The following is an 18,056-nucleotide window of genomic DNA, read 5'->3' as shown; positions in this document are numbered from 1 at the left end:
ATCAGTTCTGCCCAACGGTGGCGACAATCGTGACTTGTTTGTTGTCCGGAATTTCCTGGTAAGCCAGCACGTGCATGGTGGGGACCGCCATCCGCGCGAATCGGGACATCATCGCGCGAACCGGGCCGGCCACCAGCAGGATCGCCGGCTTGCCGAGCATTTCCTGGCGCTGCGCCGCCTCCACCATCGAGCGTTGCAGCTTCTCTGCCATTCCGGGCTCCAGCAACATGCCGTCTTCGGAGCCCTGTCCGGCCTTCTGCAAGCTATTGAGCAATATCTGTTCCAACCTTGGTTCCAGAGTGATGACAGGCAGCTCCGGCTCTAGTCCCACAATGGTTTGCACGATTGCGCGGGACAGCGCGACGCGAACCGCCGCCACCATCGCGGCGGGATCTTGACTCTTGGTGGCAACGTTGGCGATGGCCTCGGCGATGGTACGAATGTCACGCACCGGCACCTGCTCCTGCAGCAGCGCCTGCAGAACCTTGAGCAGCGTCGACAGCGAAATCATTCCCGGCACCAGCTCCTCGGCCAGCTTCGGCGAACTCTTGGCCAGCAGTTGCATCAGTTGCTGGACTTCCTCGTGGCCGAGCAGCTCGTGGGCATGCTTGTGCAGCACCTGGTTGAGATGCGTTGCGACCACCGTGCTGGCGTCCACCACCGTGTAGCCCAGCGACTGCGCCTGGTCGCGCTGGGACGGCTCGATCCACACCGCCTCCAGGCCGAAGGCCGGGTCCTTGCCGGCGATGCCGTTGAGGGTGCCGAAAACCTGGCCGGGGTTGATCGCCAGTTCGCGGTCCGGATAGATCTCCGCCTCGGCCACGCTCACCCCCATCAGCGTCAGGCGATAGGCATTGGGCAGCAGGTCGAGGTTGTCGCGAATATGTACAGACGGCATCAGGAAGCCCAGGTCCTGGGAGAGCTTCTTGCGCACGCCCTTGATCCGCGCCAGCAACTGGCCGCCCTGGTTGCGATCCACCAGCGGAATCAGCCTGTAACCGACCTCCAGTCCGACCATATCCACCGGCGTCACGTCATCCCAGCCCAGCTCCTTGGTTTCCTGGGCGCGCTGGGCCGGCAGCAGTTCCTGCTGGCGCTGGGTCTCCTGCTCGGCTTCCTGGGCAGCCTTGCGCTGGCGCTGCCAGATCACGTACGCGCCGCCGGCGGCCAGGGCGCCCAGGCCGACGAAGGAAACGTGCGGCATGCCAGGCACCAGGCCCATGGCGATCAGGATCGCCGCGGAGATCGCCAGCGCCTTGGGTGAGGCGAACATCTGCCGGTTCACCTGCTGGCCCATGTCCTCGGCGCTGGACACGCGGGTCACCATGATCGCCGCCGCAGTAGACAGCAGCAACGACGGCAACTGCGCCACCAGCCCGTCACCGATGGTCAGCAGCGCATAGACCTTGCCGGCATCGGCGAAGCTCATGGAGTGCTGGATCATGCCGATGGCGACACCACCGATGAGGTTGATGAACAGGATCAGCAGGCCGGCCACGGCGTCACCGCGAACGAACTTGCTGGCACCGTCCATCGAACCGTAGAAATCGGCTTCCTGGGCCACTTCGGAACGGCGCTTCTTGGCCTCGGCCTGCTCGATCAGGCCGGCGTTGAGGTCAGCGTCGATCGCCATCTGCTTGCCGGGCATCGCATCGAGGGTGAAGCGCGCGCTCACTTCGGAGATACGCCCGGCACCCTTGGTGACCACCACGAAGTTGATGATCATGAGGATCGCGAAGACCACGATACCGACCACATAGTTGCCGCCGATCACCACCTCGCCGAAGGCCTGGATCACCTTGCCGGCGGCGGCATGGCCGTCATGACCGTGGAGCAGCACCACGCGGGTCGAGGCGACGTTGAGCGCAAGGCGCAGCAGCGTCGCGACCAGAAGGATCGTCGGGAACACGGCGAAGTCCAGCGGGCGCAGTGCGTACACGCAGACCAGCAGAACAACGATGGACAGGGCGATGTTGAAGGTGAACAGCACGTCCAGCAGGAATGGCGGGATCGGCAGGGTCATCATGGCCAGCATGGCCAGCAGCAGCAGCGGCACGCCGAGATTGCCCCGGCCCAGGCCCGCCAGATTGCTGCGAACGTTGCTGATCAGTTGCGTGCGGTCCACCCTCGACTCCCCTGCCCTGCGACGGGACTCGCGCCCGCCGGATCAAACTTTTGACGCCGAAAACGGCATCCGCAGGGAGTTTTGCAGGAAGTGTTCCAACTTTTTGAAAGTGGCGAAATACGCGTTTTTGACCGCTTCCCCATACCGGATCGACGGGCGCGACTTGCGCGTTACTCGTCGCGCCGCAGATCCGGCGGAATCGGCAGGTCCGGCATCGGTCCCGGGCGCTTGCCCTTGCCGGCCTGGTACTGCTTGAGCTGGTAGACGTAAGCCAGCACCTGGGCGACGGCGAGGTAGAGGCCAGCGGGAATTTCGTGCTCCAGCTCGGTGGAGTAGTACACCGCCCGCGCCAGGGCCGGCGACTCCAACACCGTAACCTTGTGCTCGCGGGCGACCTCGCGGATCTTCAGCGCCATGAAGTCGTTGCCCTTGGCCAGAAGGCGTGGCGCGCCGGTGGCCTCGGGGTCGTACTTGAGGGCCACGGCGAAGTGCGTCGGGTTGGTGATCACCACGTCGGCCTCGGGCACCGCCTGCATCATCCGCCGCTGCGCCATCTCGCGCTGCATCTGGCGGACCTTGGCCTTGACCTCCGGCTTGCCTTCCGAATCCTTGTATTCGTCGCGCACTTCCTGCTTGGTCATCATCAGCTTCTGGCGGTTGTCCCAGAGCTGGTACGGCACGTCCACGGCGGCGATCAGGACCAGGCTGCAGGCGAGCCAGAAGGCACTCCAGCCCACCACCCTGGCGCAATGGATCAGCGCCTGCTCCATCGGCTCGTGGGCCATCGCCAGCAGGTCGTCCTGGTCGGACTTGAGCACCAGGACGGCTACCGCCAGCACGACGGTGAACTTGATCAGCGCCTTGAACAGCTCCAGCAGCGACTTGGACGAGAACATCCGCTTCAGCCCTTCCAGCGGGTTCATGCGGCTGAACTTGGGCGCCAGCGCCTCAGCGGAAAACAGCCAGCCACCCAGCGCCACCGGCCCCACCAGAGCCGCCACCAGCAGCAGGGCGAGAATCGGCCAGACGCCCTGGCCGGCGATCTGCGCGGCGGCGACCAGTTGCTGGAGCATGCTGTCGCTGTTCATCACCGTCTCGCGGGACAACTCGAAGCTGCCGCGCATCAGACGCATCAGCGCGTCCGCCAGGCTGGCGCCATAGATCAGCAGGCCGCCGGCGCCGGCAACGAGCACGGCGAGGGTGTTCAGCTCCCGCGACCGCGGGAGCTGGCCTTTCTCGCGCGCCTCCCGGCGCCGTTTCTCTGTAGGTTCCTCTGTCTTGTCCTGACCGCTCTCGCTCTCAGCCATCGCGGGCTACCTCGCTCGAATCAGTTCACGGAGCAGTTGCAGGCCTTCGCTGGCAAGGGCCTGGTACTGCGACAGAATATCGGCGCTGCCGATCCAGACGATGATGAAGCCCATCACCAGGGTCAGCGGGAAGCCGATGGAGAAGATGTTCAGTTGCGGCGCGGCGCGGGTCATGGCGCCGAATGCCAGGTTGACCACCAGCAGCGCGGTGATCGCCGGCAACGCCAGCAGCAGGCCCGCGCCGATCACCCAGCCGAGCTTACCGGCCACCGTGATCAGGTGATTGCCCGACAGCCCCTCGCCCACCGGCAGCGTGACGAAGCTCTCGGCAAGCACCTCGAACACCACCAGATGGCCGTTCATGGCCAGGAACAGCAGCGTCACCAGCATGGTGAAGAACTGCCCGAGCACCGGCACCGAGATGCCGTTGGTGGGGTCGATCATCGAGGCGAAGCCCAGGCCCATCTGCATCGAGATGATCTGCCCGGCGATGACGAAGGCATGGAACATGAGCTGCAGGGTGAAGCCGAGCATCGCACCGATGAGGATCTGCTCGCCGATCAGCAACATGGCCTTCGCGCTCAGGGCATCCACCTGCGGCATCGGCGGCAAGTTCGGCACCAGCACCACGGCGATGGCCAGCGACAGGTAGAGACGCACCCGGGTCGGCACCAGTTGCGTGCCGATGATGGGCATCACCATCAGCAGCGCGGCGATGCGGAACAGCGGGAACAGGAAGGCGCCGACCCAGCCGCCGATCTGCGCGTTGGACAGTTCCAGCATCAGCCGATCAGCGTCGGGATGTTGCTGATCAGCGTCTGGGTGTACTCCATCAGCTGACGGATCAGCCACGGCCCCAGCACGATCAGGGTGAGCAGCACCACGATCAGGCGCGGCAGGAAGCTCAGCGTCTGTTCGTTGATCTGGGTGGCGGCCTGGAACATCGCCACCACCAGGCCGATCAGCAGGCTGGGCAGGATCAGGATGGAGACGATCATCGCCGTCAGCCAGAGCGCCTCGCGAAACAGGTCTACCGCGACTTCCGGAGTCATTGCCCTACCCTCCTCAGACGGTGCCGAAACTGCCGGCAAGCGTCCCGATGATCAGCGCCCAGCCGTCCACCAGCACGAACAGCATGATCTTGAATGGCAGCGAGATGATCAACGGCGACAGCATCATCATGCCCATCGCCATCAGAACGCTGGACACCACCAGGTCGATGATCAGGAACGGGATGAAGATCATGAAGCCGATCTGGACCGCCGTCTTCAGCTCCGAGGTGACGAACGCCGGCACCAGGATGGTCAGCGGCGTGGCATCGGCGCTGGGAATGTCGGTGCGTTTGGACAGGCGCACGAACAGCTCCAGGTCCGACTGGCGGGTCTGGGCCAGCATGAACGCCTTGAGCGGCACCTCGGCGCGGCTGAGCGCCTCCTGTGCCGGAATCTGCTCGTTCAGGTACGGCTGCAGCGCGGACTCGTTGATCTTGTCGAACACCGGCGCCATGACGAACATCGTCAGGAACAGCGCCAGGCCGATCAGCACCTGGTTCGACGGCGTGCTCTGCAGGCCCAGCGCCTGGCGCAGGATGGAGAAGACGATGATGATCCGGGTGAAGCTGGTCATCAGCATGACGAACGCCGGGATGAAGCTCAGCGCGGTCATGATCAGCAGGATCTGCAGGCTGACCGAGTACTCCTGCTGCCCCTGCGGGTTGGTGGTCACGGTGATCGCCGGAATCTGCGTCGGATCGGCGGCGAAGGCCTGGGGCACGGCCAGCGCCAGCAGCCCCAGGATCAGCGGCGCGCTGCGCTTGAGCGCGCCGACCAGTGCAGAAAGGTTGATCACTGCGGGCGGCCCTTGTCCTTGTTCAGCAACTCCAGCAGGCGCTGGGCGAACTCCGGCTGCGCTGGCTGCGAATCGGCGGCCTGCACCGGCTGGCGCAGCACATGCAGCGGCGTGATGCGGCCGGGCGTCAGGCCGAGCAGGATCTGCTCTTCCCCCACCTGTACCAGCACCAGCCGGTCACGCGGGCCGAGCGCCTGGCTGGACACCAGGCGGATCGCCTGGTTACCGCGCGGGCCGACCTGCTGCACGCGGCGCACCAGCCAGGCAAGCAGGAAGATCAGGCCGACCACCAGCACCAGGCCCAGCAGCAACTGCATCAGTTGCGCGCCGGCGCTGCCGGTGATCAGGCTGGGCGTGGAACTGGCGTGGACAATGGCCGGATTCGACACCGGCGCCTTGAGCTCCTCGCCGAGCGCGAGCAACGACAGCCCCGCCAGGGGCAGCGAGCAGAGGATCGCGGACAGGCGGGCCATGTCAGCGCAACTTCTTGATGCGTTCGCTGGGGCTGATCACGTCGGTGAGGCGGATGCCGAACTTCTCGTTCACCACCACCACTTCACCATGAGCGATCAGGGTGCCGTTGACCAGCACGTCCAGCGGCTCGCCGGCCAGGCGATCGAGCTCGATCACCGAGCCCTGGTTGAGCTGCAGCAGGTTGCGGATGCTGATATCGGTGTGGCCGACTTCCATGGAAATGGTCACCGGGATATCCAGGATCACATCCAGGTTCGGCCCTTCCAGGCCGGCGATCATCGGCGCCTTGGGCGCCATGCCGAACTCTTCCATCGGCGCGCGCGGAGCGGCTGGCGCCACCGGAGTGGCTCCGCCCTGCGCCATCAGCGCATCGATGTCGTCCTGATTGGCGTCGCCCGATTCGGAAAGCGCCGCGGCCCACTCATCGGCCAGGGCCTGTTCCTCGGGAGTCACGTTTTCTTCGTCTGCCATGTTGGGTCCTCTTGGGATTCGCTCAGCGCGGGCGCTCTAGCGGATCGAGAATCTGCAATGCCAGGTTGCCCTTGTGGGAACCCAGCTTGACCTTGAAGGAAGGCACGCCGTTGGCGCGCATGATCATGTGCTCCGGCAACTCCACCGGAATCACGTCGCCCGGCTGCATGTGCAGGATGTCGCGCAGCTTCAGTTGGCGGCGAACCACGGTGGCGCCCACTGGCACGTTGACGTCGAGGACGTCCTCGCGCAGCGCGTTGATCCAGCGTTCGTCCTGGTCGTCCACATCCGACTGGAAGCCGGCGTCGAGCATCTCGCGGATCGGCTCGATCATCGAATACGGCAACGTGATGTGCAGGTCGCCGCCACCGCCATCCAGCTCGATGTGGAAGGTGGAAACCACCACCACTTCGCTGGGGCTGACGATGTTGGCCATCGCCGGGTTCACCTCGGAGTTCACGTACTCGAAGGTAATCGGCATCACCGCGTGCCAGGCTTCGGCGAGGTCGACGAACGCCTGCTCGATGACCATCCGCACCACCCGCAACTCGGTGGGGGTGAACTCGCGGCCTTCGATCTTGGCGTGGCGCCCATCGCCGCCGAAGAAGTTGTCCACCAGCTTGAACACCAGCTTGGCGTCGAGGATGAACAGCGCGGTACCGCGCAGCGGCTTCATTTTCACCAGGTTGAGGCTGGTGGGCACGTACAGCGAGTGCACGTACTCGCCGAACTTCATCACCTGCACGCCACCGACCGCGACATCCGCCGAACGGCGCAGGAGGTTGAACATGCTGATGCGGGTGTAGCGGGCGAAACGCTCGTTGATCATTTCCAGGGTCGGCATGCGCCCCCGGACGATCCGGTCCTGGCTGGTCAGGTCGTAGGACTTGATAGCTCCCGGCTCGACGTCGGACTCGGTTTCCACCAGGCCGTCGTCGACGCCGTGCAACAGCGCGTCGATCTCGTCCTGGGAAAGTAGATCCTGCATGGCCATGAGGGGTACCTACTGCAATACGAAGTTGGTGAAAAGCACTTGCTCCACGGTCAACTGACCGGTGGCCTTCTTCGCCAGTTCCTGAATGCTGGACGTCGCCTGCTGGCGAAGCATTTCCTTGCCGACCGGCGTTACCAGCGAGTCGAAATTCTGGCTGGAGAACAGCATCACCAGCTGGTTGCGCACCAGCGGCATCTGCTCGCGCAGCGCATCCATCTGCGCCTGGTCGCGGCCCATCAGGGCCACCGCCACCTGAAGGTAACGCTGGCGGCCGCTCTGATTGAAGTTGACGACGAACGCGGGGGCGAGGATTTCGTAAACCGCCTGCTTCTTGCCCGGCACGGCGGCTTCGGCATGCTCGGTTGACTCGGCAGGCTTGGCGTTCTTGCTGAGGAAGAACCAGGTGCCGCCCACCGACAGTCCCACCGCCAGCAGGAACGCCACGGCGATGATGATGATGAGCTTCAGCTTGCCCTTGCCGGGGGCCTGTCCATCGGGGAAGGGAGGCGTCTGATCTTTCTTGGCCATGCCAAATATCCGTCACTATTCCGGCGCAATGCGCTGATACCGGGGTAAGAGCAAGGGCTGTGCCAGTTTGTCCATATCTGACTGGCGCCGCCGCGGATATTACAGGCTGCATGAAGGAAGTCACTGGGCGGAAAGAGAAATTTCCGCAGACGCGGCAGGCTTGCGCCGCCGTGCAGGAAGGCAGACACGAGTTAGCCGCCCGGCAAGCATGCCTGGGGCAAGGCGCGCGACCTCGAACGGCCATGCGCCCCGCGCCCACCTGCATGATCGATCACGCGTAGTAATCCACCAGCCCCCTGCCCTGGGTCGCCGTCTGCGGGCGCAGCTCCGAGACGCCGCTGATCATCGGCTCATCGTCACCACTGTCGGCGCGACCGGCGCGCCGCGGGCTACCGCGATCATCGCCACTCTGCTGCTGCCAGCCCCGGGCGGACTGGTCCGAGACATTGACGTCCAGTTGCCCCATGCCCTGCTGGCTGAACATGTCGCGCAGGCGGTGCTGCTGGCTTTCCAGCGCTTCCCGGACACCGGCGTTGGCGCTGACGAAGTTCACCTGGGTCTGGTCGGCGTTCATGTGGATGCGAACCTCCAGGCGGCCAAGATCGGCGGGGTCCATCTGGATCTCCGCAGACTTCAGGTTCTGCGCCGACATCCACATCACCCGGTCCACCACCTGGTCGGTCCAGCCGTTCTGCTGCACCGACACCGGCTGTCCCGGCACCAGCGGGTTCACGGGGCGGCTGGTCATCGCCTGCGGCGTGTTCAACGCCTGGGTCAACGACTCCAGGCGGGCAGCGAAGGTCTCACTGCGCGGCGCATCGGGCTTGGCCTCAACCTGCAGCTCCGGCAATTGCTGACTCAGATCGACGCTGGCCTGCAACGCACTCTCGGCCAACTTGCCGTCGGTGCCCTTCGACGCAGCATCGGGGCTGAGCGCGGATAGCATCGCCGAAAGATCCGCCCTGGCATTGCCATCCACCGTCTTGTCGCCAGCCTTGGCCGCGGCGTCGCCGCCCGACTGCGTCTGCTGAATCTGCTGCGCCTGGTCCTGGGCGCCCTGCCCCAGCGCCATCGTCACGCCGGGCAACGCGTTGAGCTTCTGCAGGTCGCCGTCGCTGCTGGCAGCCGTCGGCTGGCCAACGCCACTGCTGATCACCAGTGGCGGCGCTTCGGTGGCCGGCAACTGGCCGGTCATGCCGAGTACCAGCAGCGGGTCGAGAGTGGCGCCGGGCTTGTCCTCGCCCTCGGCGCCCCTGGCATCGCCGTCGGCCGGCAAGGCCTTGCCGTCTTCGGCAACCGCTGGCTTGTCGGCGGCACTGCCGGCAGCCGCGGCCTTGTCCCGGGAATCCTTGTCGGCGGCATCCCTGGGCTTGTCGCTCTTGGGTTTCGCCGTCTTGTCGGGGCGTTCGCTGGCCGCCGGGCGCTTCTCCTGCGCATACATGTCGGCGAAGCTGGAACCCTTGTCGCTGGCGGCGTCGGCCGTGTTCTGCGCAGGCTTGGAGACCGCCGCCTTGGGCCTGGGGTCAGGCGTGGGCGTCAATAAAATATCCGGGGCGACAGCCATCGGAGTTCTCCGTTGATTTGAATATCCACAACGGAGATAGCAAGGGACGGGCCAAGTCGGGAAAGGTCAGGCGCGGCCGGGCAGCAACAGGGTGCGAACGATGGCGAACTCGTGCTCGACCCGGCCGATCAGTGTCTGCGCGCTGGCGAGGTCGCCCTGACGGGCGCACTCTTCGAGCTGCTTGCACAAACCGCTCAGCACACTGGCGCCCATGTTGCCGCAACTGCCCTTGAAGCTGTGCGCGGCATGGCGCAGGGCAATGCCGTCGGATTCGGCGAAGGCCGCGCGGATGCTGCGCAAACGCTCCTCGGAATCGCTCAGGAAGGTCTCCACCAGTAGCGGATACTCGTCTTCCATGATCGACAACAGGTTGCTCAGCACGGCGTCGTCGAGATGCGGCTCGGACATTCGGCACTCCCCGTAGGACAGCTCGCCACCCTGCGGGGGGACAAGAGCTGGCCGGATTATGCCTGAGCCGACCAGAAGAACTCCACGGACACCGACCTGCCATCCGCCGACCACTGGCAGCGGTCCGCCAACTGCTGCACCAGCGTCAGGCCACGCCCGCAGAGGCTGCCGGCGGCACCTTGCGAGGCCAGCACGGCATCGACGTCGAAGCCATCGCCACTGTCCTCCACACGTACCAGCAGCCGGCCGCCATCGCCGTGCGGCGCGAGGTCGAGATGGAAGCGCACGTAGCCGTCGCGCAGCTCCGCCAGACGCTGGCTGCGTTGCTGGTAATAGCGCGCGAAACCGCTGGCATCGCACTTGAGCGAAGAGTCCAGGCCCATCACGCCGTGCTCCAGGGCATTGGAGTACAGCTCGGCCAGCACGGTGTAGAGCTCACCACCTCTGGGCCTCAGGTCCTGTACCTCCATCAGCAGTTGCAGAAGGAACGGCAGCGGATTGAAGTGGCGCAGGTTCGGCGCGCGGAATTCGAAGCTGGCCGACCAGTCCAGCGGGTCGTTCAGGCCGCTGTCGGAAAACGCCAGCGGTGGCCGCTGCAACGACACCTCCGGCACCAACACCACCTCCAGCATGCTGAGGTCGTCCTGTGCCTCGCCACGGAAACGCGCCAGCGCCGACTGGATGCCGTCGAACAGCCGTGATGGCTCCGGCTCGCTGTCATAGACCTCGCGCAGGCGCTGTTCGCCGAACATTTCCCCAGCAGTATTGCGCGCCTCCAGCACTCCATCGGAGAAGAGGAATACGCGGTCGCCCTCTTCCATGCCGTGGACTTCGCACTGCTCCTTGAACGCCGCCGCATCGAGAATGCCCAGCGGCAGGTGGCGCGATACCAGCGGCACCACTTCGCGCGCGCCCCGGCGCAGCAGGTAGCCGTTGGGCAACCCACCGTTCCAGACTTCAACCAGGCCCCGCTGGAAGCTCAGGTTGAGCATGCAGGCACAGCAGAACACGCCGACCGGAAGGATGCGCTTGAGCTTGGCGTTCATCTCCCGAAGGATGTCCGCCATCGTGTAGCCCTTGGCGGTCATGCCATAGAACACCTCGGCCAGAGGCATCGCACCGATCGCCGCAGACAGCCCGTGGCCGGTGAAGTCGCCGAGCAGCACGTGCATGCCGCCCGAGGGCTTGAACGCCGCCAGCAGCAGGTCGCCGTTGAACAGCGCGAAAGGCGACTGCAGGTAGCGGATGTTCGCCGCGTTCAGGCAACCCGAATGCGCCACCTTGTCGAACACCGCCTTGGCCACCCGCTGCTCGTTGAGCAGGTGCTCGTTGTGCCGGGCGATCAGGTCTCGCTGCTCCAGCACCATCCGCTGGAGATGATGCAGGCGGCCCATCGCGCGGATCTTCGCTTCGAGGATGACGCGGTTGTAGGGCTTGGAGAGAAAATCGTCGCCACCCGCTTCGAGGCTCTGCACCAGCGCCTCGGTTTCGGTGAGCGAGGTGAGGAAGATGATCGGCACCAGTTCCTCGCCGGCCTGCCGGCGAATCCGCCGCGCAGCCTCGAAACCGTCCATCACCGGCATCAGCGCATCCATCAGTACCAGTTGCGGACGCTCCTGGGCGAACAGCGCCAGCGCCTCCAGGCCGTTGGCCGCGGTGAGCACCCTGTGCCCCTGGCGGCTGACGATGGTGGACAGCAATAGACGGTCGGCGGCGTTGTCGTCGGCAATCAGGACCGTGAGGTAGTCAGCCATCGAGGATGACCGCGGAGCCGGCTCAGGCGATCTCGAACAACTGTTCGAAGTTGGAGATAGCGAGGATCTTGCGAACGTCCGGGTTGCAGTTCACCAGGCTGATCTGCGCGCTTTCGCCGCCGGCGTGGTCGCGCAGCAGGAGCAGCATGCCCAGCGCCGAGCTGTCGAGGTAGGTTGCGCCCTGAAGATCCACCACGTAGCGCTTGGGCGTGATGTCGACGCGCTCGTAGGCGTCGCGGAATTCCTGATGCGCGCCGAAGTCGAAACGACCCTGGATCACGATGGTCAGGCCCTGCCCATCGTCAGTGGGAACGGAAGTGATGGCCATGTGATTCTCCTTATCGCTCGATGGGCGCGTACGAGTCAGAAGATTTAGCAGCAAGTCATGACGCCAGCAACCTTGGGCCGCGTCGGGAAACCATTCGAGCAGAGCGGTCACTGGCATTCTCGAACAGTCGCGAAATGGACCATCGGTCGCCACAGCCCCGGCAAAAGCCTTTACCCTTTCAGAGGCGCGTCACGCCGACAGGGCCAGGAGCAAGCCCGCGGCGCAACGCCAGGCAAGGGGGGAAACATGCACAGAACATTATTCATCGCGGCCTGCATCGCCGGCATGGCCATGCCCGCCGGAGCCCAGGTAATGCAGCGCCAACTGGGCGATTTCGAGCTGAAGCTGGCCAACTCGCCAACCCGCAGCATGGCCCAGGGCCTGGTACAGCCCGGGCAGGCGAACAGCGCCCAGGGCGGTCTGGATGTCACCCATGACAGCGGCTGGTATGTCGGTAGCTGGACCTCCAATCTCGAACAGGAAAAGCCGCTGGAAATCGACAGCTACGCCGGCTTCAAGCACCCGCTGGGCAACGGCAAGCTGGGCTATGAACTTGGCACGCTGCGCTACACCCGCCCCGACCAGCCGGACTTCGACAGCCAGGCGCTGTATGGCGGCCTGTCGGTATTCGGCAGCCGCCTCGGCGCCGCCTACAGCAGCCAGAATGGCCGCAGCACCACCACGCTGTTCACCGACCTGGGGCTGCAACCCGACGTGGGCTTCGATGTCACCTTCAAATACTCCAGCTACAACCTCGCCGCACCGGTAGGCGTAAGCAACGGCGGCAGCGTCAGCGAGTTCGGCGACTGGTCGGTGAACCTCAGCCGCCCCTTGCTGGGCATCGACCTGAACTTCTCCTACAGCGGCTCCAGCCTCACCGGCAGCGACTGCAGCGCCTACTCGGGGCACAACACCTATTGCGACACTGCCTTCATGCTCAAGGCATCGCGGCCGTTCTTCTGAGCCGAGGCCGTACCAGGACGCCGCTCGCCTCAGCCAATCAGCCCGGCGCCGATATTGATCGCAAGCCCGAGTATCGCGGTGTTGAACAGAAAACCGATCACCGAATGCAGCAGCACGACCCTGCGCAGGGCGCGGGAGGCGATGGCGACGTCGGATGTCTGCACCGCCACGCTGAGGGTGAAAGAGAAGTACATGAAGTCCCAGTAGTCCGGATTCCGCTCGCCCTCGGGGAAGCGCAGCACCGGCTCCCCTTCGGTGGCGTAGAACATCCGTGCGTAGTGCATGGTGAAGACCATGCCGATGAGGAACCAGGAGCCCAGTACCGTGCTGCCAGTGAAAACGTAGCGCCAGAGCTTTTCGCCATCGTCGGCATGACCGGCGGTGGCCAGCTCGACCACGATGGCCACCAGGCTGGCCAGCGCGGCGATGCTGATCAGTGTCAGCACCGCCTCGGCATTCTCATCCTCCACCTCAGCCAGCCGCCGTACTCCCTGCGGGTCAGAGCGCAGCGCCAGCCAGCCGATCAGCACCACGTACAGCCAGGCCATGCAATTCCAGCCCACCAGTGCGCGAGCCATCGGTTCCAGCCGGTAGCAGGCGAGCGCCACCAGCAGGCCGACGGCGCAGGCGGCGAGCAAGCGAGGATGCGCATGCAGCAGGGTACCGTTCAGACGCATGCCGGCGCGCCCATCCGGTCCAGTTCCGCCGCCGCCAGGTGAGCCACTGCGAGGTCGCTGTCGGCGGCCATGTCGTCGTCGAGGAACCACACGGCAGACAGCCCTGCGAAAGCCAGCACCCATTGCAGCAGGCGGCGGCGATCCAGTTGCGCGTACTCGCTGATCACATCCAACTGGCGCAGGAAGCGCCGCGGGTCGCGGGCGGTGGGAAGGTCCGGGTTGCACAGCAGGTTGGCGTAGTCGAACAGGCGCTCGCCGTAGAGTCGCTTGGGGTCGATCACCAGCCAGCCACGCGGGCCGAAATCGAGGATGTTGTCGTGGTGGATATCGCCGTGCAGCACCACCTGGTCATGCTCGCTTTCCAGCAGATGCTCGGCAACAGCCAGGCAACGCCCGAGGATACCGGCATAGCGCGGCACCGCAGGGGCGAGATCGCGGAACCACTCGCGCAGGCCGATCAGCTCCGGCAGGGGCTTGCCGCGCGGGCAGTGGAGGCGCTGCACCACATCGCAGGCAATGCGGCTGGCCTGGTCATCCTCGCCATTCAGCGCCATATGCATCAGCGAGCGCGTCCCTTCGGCGCGCTCCAGCAGGATCACGTCGCCATCGTGGGCATAGACCTGCGCCGCGCCCTCCCCGTCCCACCAGCGCATGACTCGCGAGCCAGCCTGTTCCTCCGCCTCCAGCGCAACCTTGATCATCGCCGCGCGCCCCTGCCAGCGGACCGGCAACAGGTGGCTGCTGTGGGTAATGATAGGCGCGCCGTCCGGCGTGAGTTGCCACAGGCTCAGGTAACGGGAGAAATCGGGCGCGGAGGAAGAAGCAGGCATGGAGCAGGCGTTCCGGTCGGGGGTCAGACTGGAGCCTAGCACGCACAGCGATCAGTCCGGCGCGGGCCTCAGGCGTTGGGCGAACTCATCGAGCTGACGCTGCTCGTACTTGTCAGCCGCCAACCGCGCTTCCTCTCGATAGCGCTCCACCAGCTTGCGCAGGCCCTCCAGCCGTGCGTACTTTTCCTGCCAGGCGGCGCGGGCCTTGTCGACGGCGCCCTGATGCCACTCCACCGCGCGGTTCTGCTGCTCGACGGCGGTTTCCAGTTGCGACAGGAAGCGCTGGTAGTTGATCAGCCACTGCCCGGTGACGCCCTGCTGGCCGTTACGGATCCACTGCTGCTGGTAGTCCAGGCGATAGCGTTCGAGTTCGGCGAGCTTGCGCTGCGCCTGCACCAGTTGGCCCTGTACCAGCCCCAACTGGCGCGCCGCTTCGCGCTCGGCCTTGAGCGCCATGTCCACCACCGGAGCCAGACGTTCGGCACGGCGGTTCACAGGCAGGCTCCGAACCGCAGAATGGGTGGAGCCCATCGATCCAGCGCGGCTGAGCTGCCGGTGACGGTGTGCCCGAGACAGCATGGGCATCGCTTCGCTCCGCCCACCCTACGCAAAGCATTTACTGGCTGCTTCATCAGCCGGCCTTGCCGCTGACCACCGCGTCGAGCAGCAGGCGGCTGTCGTCGAGGTTCTGGCTCTCGTCCAGGGCCTGGCGGAGGAACTGGCGCATGATCGGGAAGCGCTGGATCGCCAGGTCGGTCTCAGCGTCGCCGCCAGCCACATAGGCACCGACACTGATCAGGTCGCGGCTCTGCTGGTAGCGCGACCACAACTGCTTGAAGCGCTGGGCATCGCGCAGGTGTTCGGGAGTAGTGACCTGCGGCATCACCCGGCTGATGGACGCCTCGATGTCGATGGCCGGGTAGTGGCCTTCCTCGGCCAGCCGGCGCGACAGCACGAAGTGGCCGTCGAGCACACCACGGGCGGCGTCGGCGATCGGGTCCTGCTGGTCGTCGCCCTCGCTGAGCACGGTGTAGAAGGCGGTGATCGAGCCACCACCCTTCTCGCCGTTGCCGGCACGCTCCACCAGGCGCGGCAGTTTGGCGAACACCGACGGCGGATACCCCTTGGTTGCCGGCGGCTCGCCGATGGCCAGGGCGATCTCGCGTTGGGCCTGGGCGTAGCGGGTCAGTGAATCCATCAGCAGCAGGACGTTCTTGCCTTTGTCGCGGAAGTATTCGGCGATACGCGTGCAGTACTGCGCAGCGCGCAGGCGCATCAGCGGCGCGTCGTCCGCCGGCGAGGCAACCACCACGGAACGCTTGAGCCCCTCTTCGCCGAGAATGTGCTCGATGAACTCCTTCACCTCGCGGCCCCGCTCGCCGATCAGCCCGACCACGATGATGTCGGCCTTGGTGAAGCGGGTCATCATGCCCAGCAGTACCGACTTGCCCACGCCGGTGCCGGCGAACAGCCCCAGGCGCTGGCCTCGGCCAACGGTGAGCAGGGCGTTGATCGAACGGATGCCGACATCCATCGGCTCATGGATCGGGTCGCGGGCCAGAGGGTTGATGATCGGGCCTTCCATCGGCACCCAGTCCTCGGCACGCATGCCACCCTTGCCATCCAGCGCACGGCCGACACCATCGAGCACACGGCCAAGCATGGACATGCCCATCGGCAGGCGGCCGGAGTCGGGCAGCGGCACCACGCGGGCGCCAGGCGCGATACCGGCGAGGCTGCCCACCGGCATCAGGTAGATCTTGCTGCCGGAGAACCCCATCACCTCGGCTTCCACCTGCACCGGGTGGTACCCACCATCGTTGATCACCTGGCAACGGCTGCCGACCGATGCCTGCAGCCCCTCGGCTTCCAGGGTCAGGCCGACCATGCGCAGCAGGCGCCCTTCCACCACTGGCTGTGCCGGCAGGCTCACGGCATCGCTGTAGCCTTGCAGGCGGCGTGCGAAACTGACTCGGTCAAGGCGCATCGGCACCGCCCAGGTCGATGTGCATGTCCGGCTCCAGAGCGTGCGTCGCCTGTTCGCGCTGCTGCTCGAAGAGCTGTTTGACCGCCTGTGCCAGTCGCGTCTCGATACTCGCATCGATGCGCGAGTGCTCGGTCTCGATGCGGCAACCTCCAGGCAGCAGGCTGTCGTCCTCGACGATGCGCCAGCTTTCCTCGTGCCGGTCGCGCAGCGCCTTGACCAGTTCGAAATCCTGCGGGTTGACCTGGATGCGGATATTGCCGGCCCCCATCGGCAGCAGCTTGAGCGCCTCGCGCAGCACCTGGCGGATCTGGCTCGAATCGGTCGCCAACTCGCGCTGCACCACCTGGCGGACTACGTGGGTCACCAGATTGAGCATGCCGGCCTCAAGCATCTGGTCCTGCTCGGCAATCGGGTCCAGCAACTGGCCCATGAGGGTTTCCAGGCTCTGCAGCAGCGGTTGCAGGGCGGCGTCGGCTTCCTGGCGCGCCTTCAACTGGCCTGCATGGAAGCCGTCCTTCTCGCCCGTGGAGAAACCTTCGTTGTAAGCGTCCTGGCGGATCGCTTCGAGCTCCTCCAGCGTCAGCGGCTTGACCTCTTCCTCCGGGACCTCCTCGATCTGCGGCTCGTCCACCACCGCGTGCTCGGGTTCCGGCTCGGGCTCGGGGGCGGGCTTCACCGGGTCGAAGCTGGGCAACGACCAGCGATCGAAGCCCGTCACGTCACGGGCCCGGATCAGCTCGCTGAGTTCTTCCTCGTCTTTGGCGGGGGGCACCACTTAGATCATCTCCTCGCCGCCCTTGCCGCCGAGCACGATCTCGCCGGATTCGGCCATGCGCCTGGCAATGGTGAGGATTTCCTTCTGCGCGCCCTCCACTTCGCTGACGCGCACCGGCCCCTTGGCCTCCAGGTCGTCGCGCAGCAGTTCGGCGGCACGCTTGGACATGTTGCGGAAAATCTTCTCGCGGATCGCGTCGTCAGAGCCCTTGAGGGCCAGCACCAGCACGTCGGAAGACACCTCGCGCAACAGCGCCTGGATACCGCGGTCGTCCACATCGGCCAGGTTGTCGAAGACGAACATGAGATCCTCGATCTGCCCGGAAAGGTCTTCATCCACGTCGCGGATCGCATCCATCAACGCGCCTTCGACCGAGCTGTCCAGGTAGTTCATGATGTCCGCCGCGCGCTTCACGCCGCCCATCGTGGTGCGGGTGGAGTTGGCATTGCCGGCGAACTGCTTCTCGAGGATCAGGTTCAGTTCCTTGAGCGCGGAGGGCTGCACGGTGTTCAGCGACGACACGCGCAGCACGATGTCCAGGCGCACCTTGTGATCGAAGTGGCCGAGCACTTCGGCGGCCTGGTCCGGATCGAGGTAGGCGACCACGATGGCCTGGATCTGCGGGTGCTCGTAGCGGATCACATCGGCCACGGCGCGCGGCTCCATCCACTTCAGGCTGTCCAGGCCGCTGGTGTTGCCACCCAGCAGGATGCGGTCGATCAGGTTGTTGGCCTTGTCCTCGCCCAGGGCCTGGGTGAGCATCTTGCGGATGTAGCTGTCGGCGCCCACGCCCAGGCTGGTCTGGTCGCCGACGATCTCGACGAACTCGCCCATCACCTGCTCGACCTGCTCGCGATGCACATTGCGCATCTGCGCCATCGCCACGCCGACTTTCTGTACTTCCTTGGGGCCCATGTGCCGCAATACCTGCGCCGCGTCGGTCTCACCGAGGGACAGCAGGAGGATGGCAGCCTTGTCGACCTTGCTCAGTTTGGCGTTCGCCCGAGGTTCGCTCATGTGCGG

The 18,056-nt window shown here is 65.3% G+C and carries 20 protein-coding genes; 1 reads left to right on the top strand and 19 read right to left on the bottom strand.

Annotated elements, in window-relative coordinates; genetic code table 11:
* Position 1: 1 nt before the first annotated feature.
* The 13 genes from flhA to OU419_RS09950 form a co-directional block, all read right to left on the bottom strand.
* Complete coding sequence (gene flhA / locus OU419_RS10010; protein ID WP_254472014.1) at positions 2-2,125, bottom strand: flagellar biosynthesis protein FlhA; 2,124 nt, start codon at positions 2,123-2,125, stop codon at positions 2-4.
* 170 nt (positions 2,126-2,295) lie between these two features.
* The gene (gene flhB / locus OU419_RS10005; protein ID WP_254472013.1) at positions 2,296-3,432 is read right to left on the bottom strand and encodes a flagellar biosynthesis protein FlhB; all 1,137 of its coding nucleotides are present in this window, start codon (positions 3,430-3,432) and stop codon (positions 2,296-2,298) included.
* Between the two features lie 6 nt (positions 3,433-3,438).
* The gene (gene fliR / locus OU419_RS10000; RefSeq protein WP_254472012.1) at positions 3,439-4,215 is read right to left on the bottom strand and encodes a flagellar biosynthetic protein FliR; all 777 of its coding nucleotides are present in this window, start codon (positions 4,213-4,215) and stop codon (positions 3,439-3,441) included.
* The gene (gene fliQ / locus OU419_RS09995) at positions 4,215-4,484 is read right to left on the bottom strand and encodes a flagellar biosynthesis protein FliQ (protein WP_254472011.1); all 270 of its coding nucleotides are present in this window, start codon (positions 4,482-4,484) and stop codon (positions 4,215-4,217) included. The genes fliR and fliQ overlap by 1 nt, the downstream gene beginning before the upstream one ends.
* 13 nt (positions 4,485-4,497) lie before the next feature.
* Positions 4,498-5,280 (bottom strand): flagellar type III secretion system pore protein FliP, encoded by a 783-nt coding sequence (fliP, locus tag OU419_RS09990; protein ID WP_408004936.1) that lies wholly within the window; start codon positions 5,278-5,280, stop codon positions 4,498-4,500.
* On the bottom strand, positions 5,277-5,753 hold the full coding sequence (fliO, locus tag OU419_RS09985; RefSeq protein ID WP_254472010.1) for a flagellar biosynthetic protein FliO: 477 nt from the start codon (positions 5,751-5,753) through the stop codon (positions 5,277-5,279). Before fliO ends, fliP begins: the two co-directional genes overlap by 4 nt.
* A 1-nt stretch (position 5,754) precedes the next feature.
* The gene (fliN, locus tag OU419_RS09980) at positions 5,755-6,225 is read right to left on the bottom strand and encodes a flagellar motor switch protein FliN (protein WP_254472009.1); all 471 of its coding nucleotides are present in this window, start codon (positions 6,223-6,225) and stop codon (positions 5,755-5,757) included.
* A 22-nt stretch (positions 6,226-6,247) separates the two neighbouring features.
* Positions 6,248-7,219 carry a flagellar motor switch protein FliM gene (fliM, locus tag OU419_RS09975; protein WP_254472008.1) on the bottom strand — a complete coding sequence of 324 codons (972 nt, stop codon included), beginning with the start codon at positions 7,217-7,219 and terminating at the stop codon, positions 6,248-6,250.
* Between the two features lie 9 nt (positions 7,220-7,228).
* Entirely contained in the window at positions 7,229-7,747 is a 519-nt protein-coding gene (gene fliL, locus OU419_RS09970; RefSeq protein ID WP_254472007.1) for a flagellar basal body-associated protein FliL, read from the bottom strand.
* Between the two features lie 271 nt (positions 7,748-8,018).
* Complete coding sequence (locus OU419_RS09965; RefSeq protein ID WP_254472006.1) at positions 8,019-9,311, bottom strand: flagellar hook-length control protein FliK; 1,293 nt, start codon at positions 9,309-9,311, stop codon at positions 8,019-8,021.
* A gap of 66 nt (positions 9,312-9,377) precedes the next feature.
* Positions 9,378-9,719 (bottom strand): Hpt domain-containing protein, encoded by a 342-nt coding sequence (locus OU419_RS09960; RefSeq protein WP_254472005.1) that lies wholly within the window; start codon positions 9,717-9,719, stop codon positions 9,378-9,380.
* A gap of 56 nt (positions 9,720-9,775) precedes the next feature.
* Complete coding sequence (locus tag OU419_RS09955; RefSeq protein ID WP_254472004.1) at positions 9,776-11,473, bottom strand: fused response regulator/phosphatase; 1,698 nt, start codon at positions 11,471-11,473, stop codon at positions 9,776-9,778.
* A 22-nt stretch (positions 11,474-11,495) separates the two neighbouring features.
* Positions 11,496-11,801: an STAS domain-containing protein gene (locus OU419_RS09950; RefSeq protein WP_254472003.1), complete on the bottom strand. Its 306-nt coding sequence runs from the start codon at positions 11,799-11,801 to the stop codon at positions 11,496-11,498.
* Positions 11,802-12,047: 246 nt separating this feature from the next.
* On the opposite strand from OU419_RS09950, the gene OU419_RS09945 reads away from it, so the two are divergent.
* Positions 12,048-12,764 (top strand): TorF family putative porin, encoded by a 717-nt coding sequence (locus OU419_RS09945; protein WP_254472002.1) that lies wholly within the window; start codon positions 12,048-12,050, stop codon positions 12,762-12,764.
* A gap of 29 nt (positions 12,765-12,793) precedes the next feature.
* On the opposite strand, the gene OU419_RS09940 is transcribed toward OU419_RS09945, so the two are convergent.
* The 6 genes from OU419_RS09940 to fliG all read right to left on the bottom strand — a co-directional run bounded on the left by OU419_RS09940 (position 12,794) and on the right by fliG (position 18,050).
* Entirely contained in the window at positions 12,794-13,441 is a 648-nt protein-coding gene (locus OU419_RS09940) for a DUF1345 domain-containing protein (RefSeq protein ID WP_254472001.1), read from the bottom strand.
* Positions 13,432-14,271 (bottom strand): aminoglycoside phosphotransferase family protein, encoded by an 840-nt coding sequence (locus OU419_RS09935; protein ID WP_254472000.1) that lies wholly within the window; start codon positions 14,269-14,271, stop codon positions 13,432-13,434. Before OU419_RS09935 ends, OU419_RS09940 begins: the two co-directional genes overlap by 10 nt.
* Before the next feature lie 51 nt (positions 14,272-14,322).
* Complete coding sequence (gene fliJ / locus OU419_RS09930) at positions 14,323-14,766, bottom strand: flagellar export protein FliJ (RefSeq protein ID WP_254471999.1); 444 nt, start codon at positions 14,764-14,766, stop codon at positions 14,323-14,325.
* A 136-nt stretch (positions 14,767-14,902) separates the two neighbouring features.
* A complete protein-coding gene (fliI, locus tag OU419_RS09925; protein ID WP_254471998.1) occupies positions 14,903-16,258 on the bottom strand; it encodes a flagellar protein export ATPase FliI in 1,356 nt (451 codons plus the stop codon).
* On the bottom strand, positions 16,248-17,033 hold the full coding sequence (fliH, locus tag OU419_RS09920) for a flagellar assembly protein FliH (RefSeq protein WP_254471997.1): 786 nt from the start codon (positions 17,031-17,033) through the stop codon (positions 16,248-16,250). Before fliH ends, fliI begins: the two co-directional genes overlap by 11 nt.
* The gene (gene fliG, locus OU419_RS09915; protein ID WP_254471996.1) at positions 17,034-18,050 is read right to left on the bottom strand and encodes a flagellar motor switch protein FliG; all 1,017 of its coding nucleotides are present in this window, start codon (positions 18,048-18,050) and stop codon (positions 17,034-17,036) included.
* Positions 18,051-18,056 lie beyond the last annotated feature (6 nt).

This window comes from Pseudomonas triclosanedens (assembly GCF_026686735.1).
GTDB classification, from domain to species: domain Bacteria; phylum Pseudomonadota; class Gammaproteobacteria; order Pseudomonadales; family Pseudomonadaceae; genus Pseudomonas; species Pseudomonas triclosanedens.
This window is presented reverse-complemented; position numbering and strand designations above follow the sequence as displayed.

What these genes read in the sequence shown, in the direction of transcription:
- flhB (WP_254472013.1), bottom strand. Translation starts at nt 3,432, where the DNA reads ATGGCTGAGAGCGAGAGCGGTCAGGACAAGACAGAGGAACCTACAGAG.
- fliR (WP_254472012.1), bottom strand. Translation starts at nt 4,215, where the DNA reads ATGCTGGAACTGTCCAACGCGCAGATCGGCGGCTGGGTCGGCGCCTTC.
- fliQ (WP_254472011.1), bottom strand. Translation starts at nt 4,484, where the DNA reads ATGACTCCGGAAGTCGCGGTAGACCTGTTTCGCGAGGCGCTCTGGCTG.
- fliO (WP_254472010.1), bottom strand. Translation starts at nt 5,753, where the DNA reads ATGGCCCGCCTGTCCGCGATCCTCTGCTCGCTGCCCCTGGCGGGGCTG.
- fliN (WP_254472009.1), bottom strand. Translation starts at nt 6,225, where the DNA reads ATGGCAGACGAAGAAAACGTGACTCCCGAGGAACAGGCCCTGGCCGAT.
- fliM (WP_254472008.1), bottom strand. Translation starts at nt 7,219, where the DNA reads ATGGCCATGCAGGATCTACTTTCCCAGGACGAGATCGACGCGCTGTTG.
- fliL (WP_254472007.1), bottom strand. Translation starts at nt 7,747, where the DNA reads ATGGCCAAGAAAGATCAGACGCCTCCCTTCCCCGATGGACAGGCCCCC.
- OU419_RS09965 (WP_254472006.1), bottom strand. Translation starts at nt 9,311, where the DNA reads ATGGCTGTCGCCCCGGATATTTTATTGACGCCCACGCCTGACCCCAGG.
- OU419_RS09960 (WP_254472005.1), bottom strand. Translation starts at nt 9,719, where the DNA reads ATGTCCGAGCCGCATCTCGACGACGCCGTGCTGAGCAACCTGTTGTCG.
- OU419_RS09955 (WP_254472004.1), bottom strand. Translation starts at nt 11,473, where the DNA reads ATGGCTGACTACCTCACGGTCCTGATTGCCGACGACAACGCCGCCGAC.
- OU419_RS09950 (WP_254472003.1), bottom strand. Translation starts at nt 11,801, where the DNA reads ATGGCCATCACTTCCGTTCCCACTGACGATGGGCAGGGCCTGACCATC.
- OU419_RS09945 (WP_254472002.1), top strand. Translation starts at nt 12,048, where the DNA reads ATGCACAGAACATTATTCATCGCGGCCTGCATCGCCGGCATGGCCATG.
- OU419_RS09940 (WP_254472001.1), bottom strand. Translation starts at nt 13,441, where the DNA reads ATGCGTCTGAACGGTACCCTGCTGCATGCGCATCCTCGCTTGCTCGCC.
- OU419_RS09935 (WP_254472000.1), bottom strand. Translation starts at nt 14,271, where the DNA reads ATGCCTGCTTCTTCCTCCGCGCCCGATTTCTCCCGTTACCTGAGCCTG.
- fliI (WP_254471998.1), bottom strand. Translation starts at nt 16,258, where the DNA reads ATGCGCCTTGACCGAGTCAGTTTCGCACGCCGCCTGCAAGGCTACAGC.
- fliG (WP_254471996.1), bottom strand. Translation starts at nt 18,050, where the DNA reads ATGAGCGAACCTCGGGCGAACGCCAAACTGAGCAAGGTCGACAAGGCT.